General features: G+C 71.1%; 15 protein-coding genes and 2 pseudogenes. 9 read left to right on the forward strand and 8 right to left on the reverse strand.

Annotated elements, in window-relative coordinates; all coding sequences use genetic code 11:
* Nucleotides 1–73 precede the first annotated feature (73 nt).
* Nucleotides 74–712 (reverse strand): Crp/Fnr family transcriptional regulator, encoded by a 639-nt coding sequence (locus tag ACFYUS_RS33090; RefSeq protein ID WP_388860603.1) that lies wholly within the window; start codon nt 710–712, stop codon nt 74–76.
* Between the two features lie 63 nt (nt 713–775).
* On the reverse strand, nt 776–1,189 hold the full coding sequence (locus ACFYUS_RS33095) for a hypothetical protein (RefSeq protein ID WP_388860606.1): 414 nt from the start codon (nt 1,187–1,189) through the stop codon (nt 776–778).
* Nucleotides 1,190–1,469: 280 nt separating this feature from the next.
* Between ACFYUS_RS33095 and ACFYUS_RS33100 the strand changes: the two genes are divergently transcribed.
* A complete protein-coding gene (locus ACFYUS_RS33100; protein WP_388860712.1) occupies nt 1,470–1,619 on the forward strand; it encodes a hypothetical protein in 150 nt (49 codons plus the stop codon).
* A 123-nt stretch (nt 1,620–1,742) separates the two neighbouring features.
* On the opposite strand, the gene ACFYUS_RS33105 is transcribed toward ACFYUS_RS33100, so the two are convergent.
* Nucleotides 1,743–2,792: a protein kinase gene (locus ACFYUS_RS33105; protein WP_388860609.1), complete on the reverse strand. Its 1,050-nt coding sequence runs from the start codon at nt 2,790–2,792 to the stop codon at nt 1,743–1,745.
* 318 nt (nt 2,793–3,110) lie between these two features.
* Nucleotides 3,111–3,548, reverse strand: a complete 438-nt coding sequence (locus ACFYUS_RS33110) for a hypothetical protein (RefSeq protein WP_388860612.1) — start codon at nt 3,546–3,548, stop codon at nt 3,111–3,113.
* A gap of 1,191 nt (nt 3,549–4,739) precedes the next feature.
* Here ACFYUS_RS33110 and ACFYUS_RS33115 point away from each other — a divergent pair.
* Nucleotides 4,740–5,276, forward strand: coding sequence for a hypothetical protein (locus ACFYUS_RS33115; RefSeq protein WP_388860615.1), 537 nt, complete (start codon nt 4,740–4,742; stop codon nt 5,274–5,276).
* 877 nt (nt 5,277–6,153) lie between these two features.
* Here ACFYUS_RS33115 and ACFYUS_RS33120 read toward each other — a convergent pair.
* Together ACFYUS_RS33120 and ACFYUS_RS33125 are read right to left on the reverse strand one after the other, a co-directional pair.
* Nucleotides 6,154–6,399, reverse strand: a complete 246-nt coding sequence (locus tag ACFYUS_RS33120) for a WhiB family transcriptional regulator (RefSeq protein WP_388860618.1) — start codon at nt 6,397–6,399, stop codon at nt 6,154–6,156.
* Between the two features lie 125 nt (nt 6,400–6,524).
* A pseudogene (locus ACFYUS_RS33125) lies at nt 6,525–6,629 on the reverse strand (GvpL/GvpF family gas vesicle protein); the annotation flags it as partial.
* Nucleotides 6,630–6,839: 210 nt separating this feature from the next.
* Between ACFYUS_RS33125 and ACFYUS_RS33130 the strand changes: the two are divergent.
* Nucleotides 6,840–6,989, forward strand: coding sequence for a hypothetical protein (locus ACFYUS_RS33130; protein ID WP_388860621.1), 150 nt, complete (start codon nt 6,840–6,842; stop codon nt 6,987–6,989).
* Nucleotides 6,990–7,208: 219 nt separating this feature from the next.
* Nucleotides 7,209–7,682 (forward strand): SRPBCC family protein, encoded by a 474-nt coding sequence (locus ACFYUS_RS33135; protein ID WP_388860624.1) that lies wholly within the window; start codon nt 7,209–7,211, stop codon nt 7,680–7,682.
* Between the two features lie 110 nt (nt 7,683–7,792).
* Here the strand turns inward: ACFYUS_RS33135 and ACFYUS_RS33140 are convergent, their stop codons facing one another.
* Together ACFYUS_RS33140 and ACFYUS_RS33145 are read right to left on the reverse strand one after the other, a co-directional pair.
* On the reverse strand, nt 7,793–8,155 hold the full coding sequence (locus ACFYUS_RS33140; protein WP_388860627.1) for an ROK family protein: 363 nt from the start codon (nt 8,153–8,155) through the stop codon (nt 7,793–7,795).
* Nucleotides 8,156–8,243: 88 nt separating this feature from the next.
* Nucleotides 8,244–8,855: pseudogene (locus ACFYUS_RS33145) on the reverse strand (transposase family protein); the annotation flags it as partial.
* Between the two features lie 320 nt (nt 8,856–9,175).
* On the opposite strand from ACFYUS_RS33145, the gene ACFYUS_RS33150 reads away from it, so the two are divergent.
* The 5 genes from ACFYUS_RS33150 to ACFYUS_RS33170 all read left to right on the forward strand — a co-directional run bounded on the left by ACFYUS_RS33150 (nt 9,176) and on the right by ACFYUS_RS33170 (nt 14,089).
* A complete protein-coding gene (locus ACFYUS_RS33150) occupies nt 9,176–10,120 on the forward strand; it encodes an ABC transporter substrate-binding protein (protein ID WP_388860630.1) in 945 nt (314 codons plus the stop codon).
* A gap of 2 nt (nt 10,121–10,122) precedes the next feature.
* Nucleotides 10,123–11,085: an amino acid ABC transporter permease gene (locus tag ACFYUS_RS33155; RefSeq protein ID WP_388860633.1), complete on the forward strand. Its 963-nt coding sequence runs from the start codon at nt 10,123–10,125 to the stop codon at nt 11,083–11,085.
* Nucleotides 11,086–11,093: 8 nt separating this feature from the next.
* Nucleotides 11,094–11,846: an amino acid ABC transporter ATP-binding protein gene (locus ACFYUS_RS33160; protein WP_388860695.1), complete on the forward strand. Its 753-nt coding sequence runs from the start codon at nt 11,094–11,096 to the stop codon at nt 11,844–11,846.
* The gene (locus tag ACFYUS_RS33165; RefSeq protein WP_388860636.1) at nt 11,843–13,057 is read left to right on the forward strand and encodes a M20 family metallopeptidase; all 1,215 of its coding nucleotides are present in this window, start codon (nt 11,843–11,845) and stop codon (nt 13,055–13,057) included. Before ACFYUS_RS33160 ends, ACFYUS_RS33165 begins: the two co-directional genes overlap by 4 nt.
* Nucleotides 13,058–13,216: 159 nt before the next feature.
* Complete coding sequence (locus ACFYUS_RS33170) at nt 13,217–14,089, forward strand: MurR/RpiR family transcriptional regulator (protein WP_388860638.1); 873 nt, start codon at nt 13,217–13,219, stop codon at nt 14,087–14,089.
* Nucleotides 14,090–14,241 lie beyond the last annotated feature (152 nt).

A 14,241-nucleotide genomic window follows, 5' to 3' on the forward strand; every position in this document is an offset into this window, starting at 1 on the left:
ATCGGTTGCCCCATGCTCATCGGCCCGTCCGCGCCGTGGTGCCCACTACTGGGCACCGTGCGGGTGTGCCCGGTCACTTCGCGCCGCGGGCCTGGGCCTCGATCGCCGCGATGTCATGGATCAACAGCCCACCGCCGGCGTCGGTCTCCAGCCACCCCCGCTCCCGCCACGGCTTGATCGCCGTACCGACAGCGTTGCGCGAGGCCCCGATCATCTGGGACAACTCGGCCTGCGTTAGGCGCACGACCAGCCCCGGCCGACCCGCCGGGACCGCCCTGGCGAGCCGACTCAGAGCATTCGCCAGACGTACGGGAACACAGGCGGTGGCGAGTTCGAGCCGGACGGCCTCCCCCTCCCGGATCCGCGCGATCGCGTGTCTGAGCAGCGAGTTGACCAGCCCGTTCCCCTCGACGAACCGAAGGAAGTCGGCCGCGGGCACGAGATGGACCCGGCACACCTCCGCCGCGATCACCGACGCCGAACGCGGCTTCGCGTCCAGAACCGCCAGCTCACCCAGCAACTCGCCCGCACCCCGTACCGACAACAGCGCCCGCTCCCCGTCGGAACCGGTCAGCGTCACGAGCGCCGACCCCTCCGCCAGCACGATCACGTGCGTACCGGGATCACCCTGCCGGAGCAGCACGCTGCGCGCCGGACGCACCCGCACCGGAGCCAGGTCGCGCAACTGCGCCCACAGCCGCTCGCCCAGCACGGCTCTGTGTGGTTGATACATAACCCCCCAGACGTAGGAGCCCACTCGTGGGGAGGAATGGTTTCAGGGGGTGCAAAGAACGATCAACAGTCCCAATCCGGCCACGGCCAGCGCGGCGACGACGAGATCGACGGACCAGCGGACCGCGCCGAACTTCCGCCGCACGAGCTCCTCGAACACCGCCATCCGCCCGGCCTCCTGGCGTATCAGGCCCTCAAGGTCGCCGCCGCCCTCCCACCCGAACCCGACTCCCCGGGGCAGAACGGGGCGCAGAGCCATGAGCGCCGCCCCCACGGCGGCCCCCAGCAGTACGGCCACGACGACCAGGACCGGCCCGACCGGACCGCCCACCGGCGACGACACCCACACCCCCGCGACCAGTGCCAGCAGCCCCCCGGCCACCCCGCACAGAGCCGTCGCCTTCGTATCCGCCCGCTGCACCTCCACGAACAGCTCGGCACTCCGCGCACGCAGCACCTCCAGCGAAACCTCACCCTTGCGCGCGGCACTTCGACTCCACCGTGTCCCCACAGCGAACCCCTCCCATCGACGGACGACCCCGAACCCCACCCTCGCCCGCCGGCCGTGCCGCTTCCGCCCTCCGCTGGGCAGAGACCACGAGCGCTTCCTCACACACGAGCGAAAAGCCCCGTGCGTCGGGGCAGGGGAGACGGGCAGCATGGCGGGGTGGCCGACCTGCTGTGGGATGACGTGAGCTGTTTCTTCGACCCGGACACGATGGGGGGCGCTGCCGGACGTGCGTGTCCCGGACGTCTCGGTGGAGGGCTGGCAGACGGTCCTCGACCTTGTGGTGGAGAAGGGCTGGAAGCACGAGTACACGGAGGGGGAGACGATGTCGGTGGAATCGCCGCCGTTCTCCCACACCGTCGTTGAGGCCCAGCAGTGAGGAACATGGTCTGGGCTTCAGGGTTGAACGTCACCTGTACGCCCCCGGACAGTCCCCGTTCGTCGTGAAGGAACGCCTTGGGCTCCTCGTTGATGGCGGTGGCGATGCCCCGTTCGGATGCTGTCATGGCGTCGCGCGCGGCTGACCATTCCCTGAGGGTGGGCTCCGCGTAGTCGCTGCGGGTGTACGCCGGCTGCGGCTCGGCCGGCGGCGTGGTGACGGTGGGCCTGCTGACCGCGACGACCGTGGGTCCGGTACTCGTCGGCGTTGTGGATACGGCGGCAGGAGCCGTAGCGGCCGAGGAAGACGGTGATGGAGAAGGAGGAAGCGGATGTTCCGGCGGGCGCGGCAGCGACCGACGGCGTCTGCCGTTCCCGGACTGCGGACGTGTAGACGGCAGCGGTGCTCAGGACGCTGACCGCCGTAGCGGCGATGAAACTGTATCTGCGGGCCTGTCCACCGGGCCGGGGCGCCGGCCACAGGTCCGCATGGGTGGGCGGCATGCTCCGGCGATCGGAGACCAGAACGTCGACCGAAGGGTGCGCCGGATCGTGCCGTGGCAGAACCTGGGCGGTCTGATGCCCGAGGAGCCCTGCGCGTTCCTCGCTCAGAGACGGCGCGGTGGGCCGGTCGGCGGGCTCCTTCGACAGCGCATCCGCCACGAGGAGGGCGAGGTCCTCGGGCAGACCGGCCAGGTCGGGCTCCTGGGACAGCACACGGAAGGCGACCGTGTCCGGGGCCCCGGTACCGAAGGGGGCGGCCGGTCCCGGCGTACGCGATGCCGAAGTCGAGCAGACGCGGACCGCTGGGGGAGAGGATCACGTTGCCCGGCTCGACGTCGCGGTGAATCACACCGGCCTCGTGGATCGACGTCAAGGCAGCGGCGGTGCCGACGGCCAGCGCGTACAGCATCACGTCCTGGAGAGGACCGTGCGCGGATATGCGCTCCTGGAGCGTGCGGCCCGAGATGGAGGGCGTGGCCAGCCACGGACGTTCGGCATCGCAGCCCGCCGCTACCACCGGCACGAGACATGCCCCGCTCACCCTGCTCGTCAGCGCCACCTCACGCCGGAACCGGGCACGGAACTCCTCGTCACCGGTCTGAGCGGGATGGACGACCTTCACCGCCAGACGATTACCGCCGGCGTCCAGGGCGGCATGGACCGTACCCATCCCCCCCGACGCCTAGAGACGGCCCACGATCCGGTACGGGCCGACACGAGCCGGGTCGCAGGGAAGCGCGGGGAGGACGCGGGCAGTCACGTGGGTTCCCTCTCAGGCCGGGCAGCTGGCGACGGATCTTACGTGCCACCGCCGAACGGACGAGCATCCGGTTCACACAGTCCGCGTACGGTGCCCTTCCCCCGTCGATGCCCCTGCCCCGGAGGCCGTGTCAGCGGTACGCATCCGATGCGAAGCGCAGGTACGCCCTATGCGCGAGGTGCTCAAGCCCGTGGCCGTCGGCTGCTTTCCTCGTCCGTGGGGGATCGGTCATCCGTGCAGTGCGGTGTTGGCTCTGGCGACGAAAGCGTCGCAGGCCTGCTGAGCCGCACTGCCGCGCTGGAGCATGTCTGCCCTGTCGTCGGTCCGGATGATCGCGCTGGTGAGTTCCAGCACCGAGTTGGCCTGCTCGGCGAGTTGTTGTACAGCAGCCTGGCTGCTGATGAGCTTGAGGCGGGACGCGCTGCTGCGTGTCTCCACGTAGAGGCGGTAGGACTCGGCCCGTGCGGCCGCCGCTTCCTCGCTCAAGGGGTCGGCATCCCTGCTGGACCATCGGTCGTACTGCGCGCGGCGGTAGTCCTCGGCGAGGGCGACGAAGGCGGCACAGTTGTCGAACAGACGCTCTTGTTGCAGGTGAGAGTGGGCGCGGGCCTCGGCTCGGCGGGCGGACCGCTCCTGGTAGTGGTGCGCGATGACAGATCCCAACAAGGTGCCTACCACTGCTATGGCACCGGCGACGATCCCCTCCACCGTCCTAGCGCATCACGTGGGAGTCCGGCCGCGTGAGCTGGCTTCCGGTCGTTTCTGCAGGTCGGAATTTCGTCGGGGTGACGCGGTTCCCGAGCGTCGCCGGTCTCGTGCCCTGCTCCGGTGGGGCCGATGGGCCGGTACCTGACCGACACAGATCCGCGCGCTCGCGGAGGCACGGCCCCGGCTTCTCGGACGCGGCCGCCTTCCAGGCTTCGGTACGCACGCGGTGCTCGCGTGCGAACGAGCCGTGGGAGGTGTCGTCGATGGAGACGTGGTCGATGGAAGCGTGCGGGACGGTAGGCACGCGATGGAGTGGTGGGGGCCGGCAGGAAACGGGGAATCGGGAGCCGGGTGGTGTGGGTGTCCGCCGTCGCGGTCCTGGTGGTCGGCGCCAGCGGCTGGATGGGACTGTCCGTCGGCTCCGGCTCCGGCTCCGGCTCCGGCTCCGGCTCCGGCTCCGGCGGTACCGGTTCGGCCGCCCTGGCGTCGCCCGAGGGGGCTCTCCAGGCCCGCCTCGACCTGCCGTGGCCACAAGAGGGACAAGCGAGCGTCGTCGAGGCCGAGGGCATCGGCAGCCCGGACAGCGGCGGTGGGCGGGAGCCCGTGCCGATCGCGAGCGTCACCAAGGTCATGACCGCGTACCAGATCCTGAGGGAGCACCCGCTCGGGTGGGCGAGGAAGGCCCGGAGACCACGGTCGACGGGACCGCCGCGCAGGAGTCCCACTCCCGCACCGAGTCTGCCGCACCGGTGCGGCAGGGACCCGGTACACCGGCGCCAGCGGACTCGAACCCACCACGCGCAGCATCGCGGAGGACCAGCTCGTGCTCGCCCGCCGGGCCATGGAGCATCCGGTCCTGCGGGAGGTGGTCGCGATGCGCGAGACGACGGTCCCCGGCCGCGCCGGCACCATGGCCAATACCAGCCGGTTCCTCGAACGGCCCGGCGTGATCGGCCTGAAGACCGGGTCGAGCACCCCCGCGGGAGGCAACCTGATGGGGGCCGCGGAGGTGGAGTCGGGTGCCGCCCGGCACCTGGTGCTCGGGGTGGTCCTCGGCCAGCGGGCCCACACCACGCCCGCCGAGGACAGCCCGCGCGGCGCGCTGCGCCGCCTGATCGATCCGCGCTCCCTACGGTCGCGGCCTGCGCGATGGCGGTCGGCATCGGTGTCCTGGCCCACCGCACCATCGTGGACCGCTCCCCGCACATCAGCGTCGGCTACGTGCTGCGCGAACTGGACATCGCCGTCGACGAGTTCCGGGGCACACGGTCCGCCCCACCGGATCCGGCGAGGAGTCCCGGCTATCTCACGGGCGACGATGTACCGGACCGGCTGCGGAAACTGCTGTCCGGCCGGCTCGCGGACACAACCGTGACCTGGTACGACACGGAGTCGCGCCAGGGGCCCTGGACGTGGGCGGCCCGCCGCGTCGACGGAGAGGTACTGGCGACCAACCTGCACATGGGCGCCGAGCAGCGCAGCATCGAGGCCCTCGACCGGCACATCCGGTACGCGGCCCTGGCCACGCTCGCCGTCGTCGTCCCGCTCACCCTCCTCGCGACCGAACCGATCCTGCGCCGCGTGGCCGGGACCGCCTGCCGTATCAAACACGGCGACCAGGATGCCAGGCCCCTGAGCCGCCGTCACGACGAGATCGACGAGAAGTCCTCGCCCGTGGGCCGCTGACCTGCGCAGACGGCTGTATCGGCCGTGCCGACCTGCGAGTTTGCTCGTTTCCGGGGCTTTCATGGTGACGCCGGTCTACGCGGTCGATTCTCCCCAGCCGCTCCCCAACGGCCTTCATTCTCCCCAGATTCTCCCCAGCGGGCACCACTTCCCGAGGGGCGTCACCGCTGGCGAGAGGCATCATCCGAACCAGACAAGGGACTGCATATCGCAGCGGAAGGCGGGCGGGGCGGATGCCGCCCGCTCGCAGGGTGCTGGGCTGCTTGATCGGAGCCCAGCAGCTTCTTCGTCTGCTGGTGGTACAGGCAGGACGGCCACCCTGACCAGCAGGAATGCTGGAACTGTGCGTGACCGCGGGGGTGCCGGGCCGCGTATGGTCCGGATGTTCGCGAGAGGCGGTGAAGGTGCGGGCGACGCCGGGCAGGGCCGGCGTACGGGGCCTGGGCTCGGGGGCGCTGCCGCTCGCACTACATCCGGCGCCTGTCGGGGGCCGGCGGCGGCGCCTGAGGGGGCGTCGCCCGCGGCGGGCAGGCGGTGGGGTGATGGGCGGGACGGTGCCGATCCGCGGCACCGAGGGATGGCCGGCTCGTTGAGCGGGCACGGACACGGGCGTTCCACGGTTGCCGGCGGGCGCCCGGGCCCCCTGTGCATCTGTCCGTGCCCGGGAGCGCGGACCGACGCCGCGCGGCTTCGTCGTGCCCCCCGCCGAGCGGGAGGGCTCGGACCAGGAAACCCGGCTGCCACCAGTACGGCGACCGCCGCCGCGAGGATGAGAAGTGCGTTCTGGGTCGACATGACTGCCTTCCCTTCCGTCTCGAGCCCGCCGGGTTCGGCTACGCCGCAACCGCCCCGGTCCCCGTGGACGGCTGACGCCCGCTCACCGTGCGGCCGCCCCAGACTCCGTACGGGGCTCGGCCACACTGACGGCATGCTGCAGGCACTGGGCCCGTACGGGGCACCGGTCGCAGACCGCTTTGGCGGCCTCCTCGCGTTTCACCCGGCTCCTGCCGCGCTCACCCTCCGGGTGGAAGAACACCTCGGTGCCCAGACCGCGGCACGCGGCCGCCCTCTGCCAGGCCCACTGATGCTCCGCCCGCCCGGGGAGGTGCGATGTCTTCGACATGTCAGCCCACTCCTTCGCTCCGGTGGCCGAACGGTTCTCTTCTCCCGTCTGGCCGTGAAGCCCCGCGCGAAGCGTGGCGAGGGTTCGTCCGCCTCGTCGGAGTGACGTCGGGCGGGGCCATGTGGTCAATCGGTTTCGACGAAGCTGTACGGCGGCAGCGGCCCGGTCGCCTGGGTCCGGAGGTGCGCGTTCTCCCGGTGGAGGCCGCGCAGCGCTTCCTCGAACTCGTGGCGGCGTTCTCGTTAACGGGACCAAGCTGCGGGACCGCGTCACCCAGCAGTGCCGCGCGGCGGCCGGCGGCCGCGACCCGAACTTCGTCTCGGTCGACTTCCACCGGGTGTCCGACAGCAGCGGCCACACGCCGGCCTCGATCGTGGCGGAACTGAACGCCCGGAACTGAGGCCCCGGCCACCCGCTGCGGGCTGAAGTGCGGTGGGCCCGTGGTCGTCGTGCCGCTGCTCCTGGGTGCCTTCGCGGGCGGTTGGTCCCCGGCAGCCCTGGTGTGGGCGCTCCTGGGGGTCGCCCACTGGCCCTGGCTGTACGAGAGACCGGCCACGCGCCGTACCGAGTGGTGCGCCGCTCCGACGTGACCTCTCCCCGTGCGGTGGACCGCGCCCCGCGGATGTCGGCCGGATCCCGCTGCGGATGCTCGCGGCGCGAGATGCGGATACTGTCGATGGGCGCGCCGCGACCGAGGAGGTGTTCCGTGCGCGACGCGGCGACGGCAGCGCTGGTTCGCCGTGGAGTGGCCCCCGGACTATGGCTCGCTGTGCTGCGGCATCCTCACCTGGTCAAGGAGCGTGGTCGATGTGGCCCGCAACCGCCGTCTGATCCTCAGCTCACCGTCCGAGGTCTGGAACCTGCTGTCCGACGGCCATCGCTACGGAGAGTGGGTGACGGGTACCCAGCAGGTCCTCGCGGCGGACACGCACTGGCCCCAGGTGGGCGCACGCCTGCGCGTCCGGGTCGGCGTGGGTCCCCTCACCCTCGACGACACGTGCGTCGTCCGCATCTGCGATCCGGGACACCGGCTGGAGCTGGAGGCCAGGGCCCATCCGTTCGGCGCGGCACGCATCGCCATGAACCTGATCCCCTGGGGCGACAACACACTGTTCATCCTGGACTGGCATCCGCTCCGCGGTCCTGGTACCCGGATGCATGGACTGCCGGTGGACTACGTCGTCGCGGTCCGCAACGGCATGATGCTGACCAAGCTGTCACGGATCGCGGTGCGCGAGCACGGCGAAGCGGACAGCCTCCTCAGGCAGGACGCGCGCGGCTGAGAGACGCTCGGACGACGGCAGAGTCCGTGCCGGGGTGTGGTCGGCGGGCGACGGTCAGCAGGTCTCTCAGGGACTCGAAGGCGAGCCCGTGCCACCCGAAGACCGCCAGGTCACCGACGCCGGCCGCCCTGGCCTCGGCGCAGAGCTCGGAGGGGCGTGGTCGTGCGTGGTGGGGCCGTCCCGGCGGACGCGCAGTCCGGTCGTCGCGATGTCCGGAGCGTGCGGCGCATGGAGGTCCGTGAGCTTGGCGTACCGGGTGAGGGCTGCCGCAGCGGTCGAGTTGCCGCGCGTCTCCCACGCAGGTGCCCGAGTTCCCCGGCGTATCCTCCGACGGTGACGGTGACGCCGTCACACACGAGTGCGGCGGCCACGCCGGTGCCGATCGCGACGAACAGGGCGTTGCGCGTGCCGCGGGCGGCCCCGTGAGCGTCTTCGGCCATGCCGCCCGCCCGGACGTCGTGCCCGAGGGGCACGCCCGGTCCCGTGCGCCGGGCGAGGTCGCCGGCGAGCGTCGGCGTAGGCGCTGGCAGGGTCTCTGCAGATCACGTCGATCTGTGGGTGCCCGGCCAGCCAGGGGGAGAGCGTTGCAGCGTCGCGGTCCGGAAGCAGATCCAGTACCTGATGGGTGACCGCGTTCGTGATCACCGTGCCGCAGACATGGCCCCGACGCCGTGCGAAGTCGTCGACACCGACCGCCTCGGGGGTGCCGACAGCCGGGTCGGGCAGATCCATCACACGTCGCAGCAGGGTGCTGCGGCTCGTACGGATGCCCGGCAGCACGGCCATCCGCGCGCCGGCCCGTCCCGCCAGAGCCAGGCCGAGGTCCGCGATCGACGCGTGCTGCCGCTCGGTGACCTGGCCGTTCCGGCGGGTCAGCCCGTCCGCCTGCTCGACGAAGGTCCGCCGCGGACACGACGCCTGCCTGCAAGTGAACCGGCGCACCCGCAGCGACACGACCACCGGCCTTCCACAGCTGGGCAGATCCGACGGATACCGCAGGTAGGAGCCGTGTACGCGCTCCGACCACACCCCGCAGCCGGGGCACACGGCGCCCGACGTAGCGAGTCTTGCCTCGACCCTGACCACGAGACCCGGCGTTTCGGCATGGACGACCTCCACCTGCGGCAGCGAGGAGAACAGCAACTTGCCGAGCCACGACCATGATTGCGACACGACCGCCGACGGTCAGCCATCTGGGGTACGGCACCCTCGAGATCCGGACGATCTCTCCACGCTGCCGACCCCGAGAATCCGTCACCCAGCGTCACCAACCACAGAACCTGGGCCAGACCCCCAAATGACCCGGCGAAATCAGCCTCGGACCGCGTCGGTCATCCGGTGTGGTGGCGGCGGCACGGCTCGGCGCGTCGCACGATGGACGTCCGCGCGTAATGGACGTTACATCTAGCCATTGCGAGCATTGATGTGTAACTTCTGAAACGTCGGCGGAGGTGATTCCGCTCGCTTCGGACGTCCGAGAGGGAACGACGTTGATGTACATCTCTGTGCCCCGCCGCGGGGCGACTGCCGTGCTGGCCTGCGCGGCTCTGGCGGTGGTCTCCGGCTGCGGCGCGAGCGATACCGGTGGTGAGCCGGCGGCCGTGGGCAGGGTCGCCGGGGTCACGGTCACGCGGGACGCGGCCCTCCATGAGGCCCTGCCCGAGCAGATCAAGAAGGCAGGTGCCGTGCGCGTGGCCACGGACGTCCCCTACCCGCCGTTCGCGATGTTCGTCACCGAGGGGAAGGAGGAGCTGACCGGCCTGGACTACGACCTCGGCCAGGCCCTGGGTGCGAAGCTCGGCGTCAGGTTCGCCTTCACCCCGACGAAGTTCGACGGCATCGTGCCCGCCCTCCAGGCCGGCAAGTTCGACGCCGCGATGTCGGCGCTGACCGACAACAAGGAGCGGCAGAAGGTCGTCGACTTCGTCGACTACTCGCGCTCCGGCTCGGGCATCCTGGTGGCCGAGGGCAACCCGGCGAAGATCAGCACGCTGGACGACCTCTGTGGCCGGAAGGTCGGCGTCCAGGCGGCGACCAACCAGTACAAGCTGCTCGAGGCCCACCAGGCCACCTGCCGGGCCGTCGGCCGGAAGGTGGCCGACGTCCAGACCTTCCCCAAGGACTCCGACGCCCAACTCGCCCTGCGCTCCGGCAAGGTGATCGCGGAGGTCGTCACCAAGCCCGCCGCCGGCTGGTCGGCCAAGACCGCGGACGGCGGCAAGGCCTTCGACCTGGCCGAGGACCCCGAGGCGCCGGCCGGCTACCGTGCCTCGCCCAACGGCATCGCGGTCGGCAAACGGCTCCCGCAACTGACCGACGCGATCAGGCGGGCGCTCCAGGCGCTGATCGACGACGGCACCCTCACCAGGATCTGTGACAAGTACGGCGTCGCCTCCATCGCCGTGAAGGAAGCCACCAAGAACGCGGCGGTGGACTAGAGATGACCACCACCCCCGTGGGCACCCCGCACACCGGCGACCCCCTCGCACCCGACACCTTCGAGATCGTCCCCGTCCACCACTGGGGTCGCCGGCTCTCGGCGGTGGCCGCCGTCGCCGCGCTGGCCGGCCTCATCGGCTCGCTCGCGAAGAACGGCAACCTGCACTGGGACGTCGTCGGCCACTACCTGTTCGCCGGGCTCGTCTTCGACGGCCTGGCCACCACCCTGTGGCTGACCGTCGCCGCGATGACCCTCGGCCTCGGCCTCGGCATCCTCGTCGCCGTCATGCGTCTCTCCGACAACCCGGTCCTGTACGCCCTCTCGTCGCTGTTCGTGTGGGTCTTCCGTGGCACCCCGCTGCTCGTACAGATCATCTTCTGGGGCTACGCCGGAGCCCTCTACCAGCACGTGATGATCGGCGTCCCGTTCACCGGCGTCACCTTCCTCCAGGCCGACACCAACACCCTGCTCACCCCGGCCGTCGCGGCCCTGCTCGCGCTCGGCCTGAACGAGGCCGCGTACACCTCCGAGATCGTCCGCGCCGGGATCCGGTCCGTCGACGCGGGGCAGACCGAGGCGGCGCACTCGCTCGGCATGCGCCCGGCACTCACCATGCGGCGGATCGTGCTGCCCCAGGCGATGCGGGTGATCATCCCGCCGCTGGGCAACGAGACGATCAACATGCTCAAGATGACCGCCCTCGTGTCGGTGATCGCAGCGCACGACCTGATGTCCAACATCCAGGACGTGTACGGGCAGAACTACCAGGTCATCCCGATGCTCGTGGTGGCGTCGCTCTGGTACCTGGCTCTCGTCAGCGCCCTGAGCGTCCCGCAGGCGTGGCTCGAACGCCGCTACGGGCGCGGCACGGCCCGCAGCGCCGAGGCCTCCCCACTTCGACGCCTGTGCGCCGGACCCCTCACCGCCCTGCGCGGCCGCACACACAAGGAGGAGGGCCGTTGAACACGCCCATGGTGCACGCCGAGGGCGTGCGCAAACACTTCGGGAAGCTCCAGGTCCTCAAGGGCATCGACCTGACGGTCGAACGCGGCCAGGTGTGCTGTCTCCTCGGACCCTCCGGCTCCGGCAAGTCCACGTTCCTGCGGTGCATCAACCATCTGGAGAAGATCGACGGAGGACGGCTCTCCGTCGACGGCGAACCGGTCGGCTACCGGCCGCAGGGCACCCGTCTCCACGAGTTGCGCGAGCGCGAGGTCGCCGCCCGGCGGCGCGACATCGGCATGGTGTTCCAGCGGTTCAACCTCTTCCCGCACATGACCGCCCTCCAGAACGTCATGGAGGCCCCCGTCAAGGTCGCCGGCACCGCCAGGGACCGGGCCCGCGACGAGGCGAGGGCCCTGCTGGACCAGGTGGGGCTCGCCGACCGGGAGGGCCACTACCCGGCCGAGCTCTCGGGCGGCCAGCAGCAGCGCGTCGCCATCGCCCGCGCCCTCGCCATGAAACCGAAACTGATGCTGTTCGACGAACCGACGTCGGCGCTCGACCCCGAACTCGTCGGCGACGTCCTCGACGTCATGCGCCGGCTCGCGGACGACGGCATGACGATGGTCGTCGTCACGCACGAGATCGGCTTCGCCCGCGAAGTCGGTGACCTGGCCGTCTTCATGGACGAAGGCGTCGTCGTCGAATCCGGTGACCCCCGACGGGTCCTGGCCGACCCGGAGCAGGAACGCACACGCGCCTTCCTCTCGAAGGTCCTGTGAGCGCCCCGCCCCGGCAGCAGCCCCTCGAAGAAGCGCTGCTGTCCCTGTCCCGCGCACACCAGGCGCGGTACCTGGAAGACCTGGCCGAACTCGTCGCGATCGACTCCGGCTCGTACAGCGCCGACGGCGTCAACCGGGTCGCCGACCTGGTCCGGGCCCACTTGGAGCGTCTGGACTTCTCCGTGGAACGCGTCCCGCTGCCACCGGCCCAGGGACACCGCACCGGAGATGTGCTCATCGGCCGCAGACAAGGTCGCCTCGCCGTCGCCGACGGAGGCCGCAGAATCCTTCTCGCCGCGCACATGGACACCGTCTTCGACGACGGGGCCGCCGCCGAACGCCCCTTCTCCCTCAGGGGGCCCCTCGCCCACGGACCCGGCGTCAGCGACGACAAGGGAGGCCTGGTCGCAGGCCTCGCAGCCCTCGAGATCCTCGCCTCGGCAGGCATCGAGGACTACGCGGAACTCGTCTTCCTCGCCACGCCCGACGAGGAGATCGGCTCACCCGTCAGCCGGCCGGTCACCCGGCGGGCGGCCGAAGGGGCGCACTACGCCCTCGCCCTCGAATGCGCCCGGGAGAACGGCGACCTGGTCATCGCGCGCAAGGGGGTGGCCGACTTCAGGCTCACCGTCACAGGCCGCGCCGCACACGCGGGCATCGAACCCGAACGCGGAGCGAACGCGGCTCTGGCCGCCGCCCACCTCGTCATCGCCCTCCAAGCGCTGAACGGCACGTGGGAGGGCGTCACCCTCAACGTCGGCGTCGTGCGCGCGGGCAGCCGCTTCAACATCGTCTGCCCCGAGGCGGAACTCCTCGTCGAGATCCGCTCGGCCACGGACAGCGGCCTGCGCGCGGCCGCTTTCGCCCTCGAAGAGGCCGCCTCGCGGCCCGTCGTTCCCGGCACCTGCGTCACCGTCGAGGAACTCGCGTCCTGCCCGCCGATGGAGGACACGGCCGCCTCCCACCGGATGCTCGACCGGGCCCAGGACATCGGCGAACGCCTGGGCCTGACCTTCGGCGCCACGGCGACGGGCGGCGTCGGGGACGCCAACACCATCGCCGGCGCAGGGGTCCCGACACTGGACGGCCTGGGACCGGTCGGCGGCGCCGACCACACCCCCGAGGAATGGCTCGACGTCCGTACGGTCCCGGTCAGGGTCGCCCTGCTCGCCTCCCTCATCGCCGACCTCGGCGACAGCCGCAGCGACTGACGCTGCCCCCGACGCTCCCGCACCGGTTCATCGCGCCGTTGCCCGGTGCGGGAGCACCCGTCACTGCCCCCGAGGTGGCCTGGAACGCGGCTCAGATGATCGGCATTAGGCTCGGCACGCGGGCCGCACGCCCGCCGACGACCGAGAAAGGAACCCGCGATGGCCTCTGGCGCACTCGCCGACGTGATCCGGCACAAGCTGGGCGACCTCAGCCCGGCCGAGCGCAAGGTCGCCCGCGTCCTCCTGGCCAACTACCCCTCCGCCGGCTTCGAGACCGTCGCCGTCCTCGCCGAACGGGCGGGCGTCAGCGCCCCCACCGTCATCCGCTTCGTCAACCGGATCGGCTACCGGGGCTTCCCCGACTTCCAGACCGCCCTGCGCGAGGAACTCGACGAACGCAACGCCTCGCCCCTGTCCCTGTTCGAATCCGCCGACCGCGCCCGTACCGACGAGGCGGCGGACGGCGAAGCGTCCCTTCTCGGGCAGGGCAGCAGGCTGTTCAGCTCCGCCGTCGCGCAGACCCTCACCGAACTCCCGCCGCACGACCTGGAACACGCCGTCTCGCTCCTGGCCGACGGCAGACGGCGCATCACCCTGGCCGGCGGCCGCTTCACCCATCTCCTCGCCCAGTACCTCGGACTGCACCTCATGCAGTTGCGAGGCGACATCCGCCTCCTGCCCGCGGGCGACGTAGAACGGACCGCGGCGCTCGGTGCGCTCACACGCCGCGACGTCCTGGTCGTCTTCGACTACCGCCGCTACGAGCAGGACAAGGTCACCATGGCCCAACTCGCCCTGGAACAGGGGGCGAAGGTCGTCCTGTTCACCGACCGATGGCTGTCCCCGGTCTCCGCGCACGCCGAGGTCGTGCTGACCAGCCTGGTCACGACGCCGTCGCCGTACGACAGTTTGGTGCCCACCCTCGCCGTGGTCGAGACCGTCGTCGCCGGAGTCGTCGCGGCGCTCGGCGAGGAAGCGTCCGCGCGTCTGCGGCACACCGAAGAGATCGCGCGGCGCATCGGTCTGCAGTGACCCGGGGCATCGGCTCGCGGTGAACGGACGGCGCCGGCAGACGCACACGGGCCTGCCCGGTGCTTCCAGGACGAGGCCCACCAGCGAGGGACCCCGCCGTGGAGGGCGGCGGCGATCCGCTCGTGCTTCAAGCGGTCCCGGCAGCGGGAAAT

This window comes from Streptomyces sp. NPDC004284 (assembly GCF_042874035.1).
GTDB lineage: Bacteria > Actinomycetota > Actinomycetes > Streptomycetales > Streptomycetaceae > Streptomyces.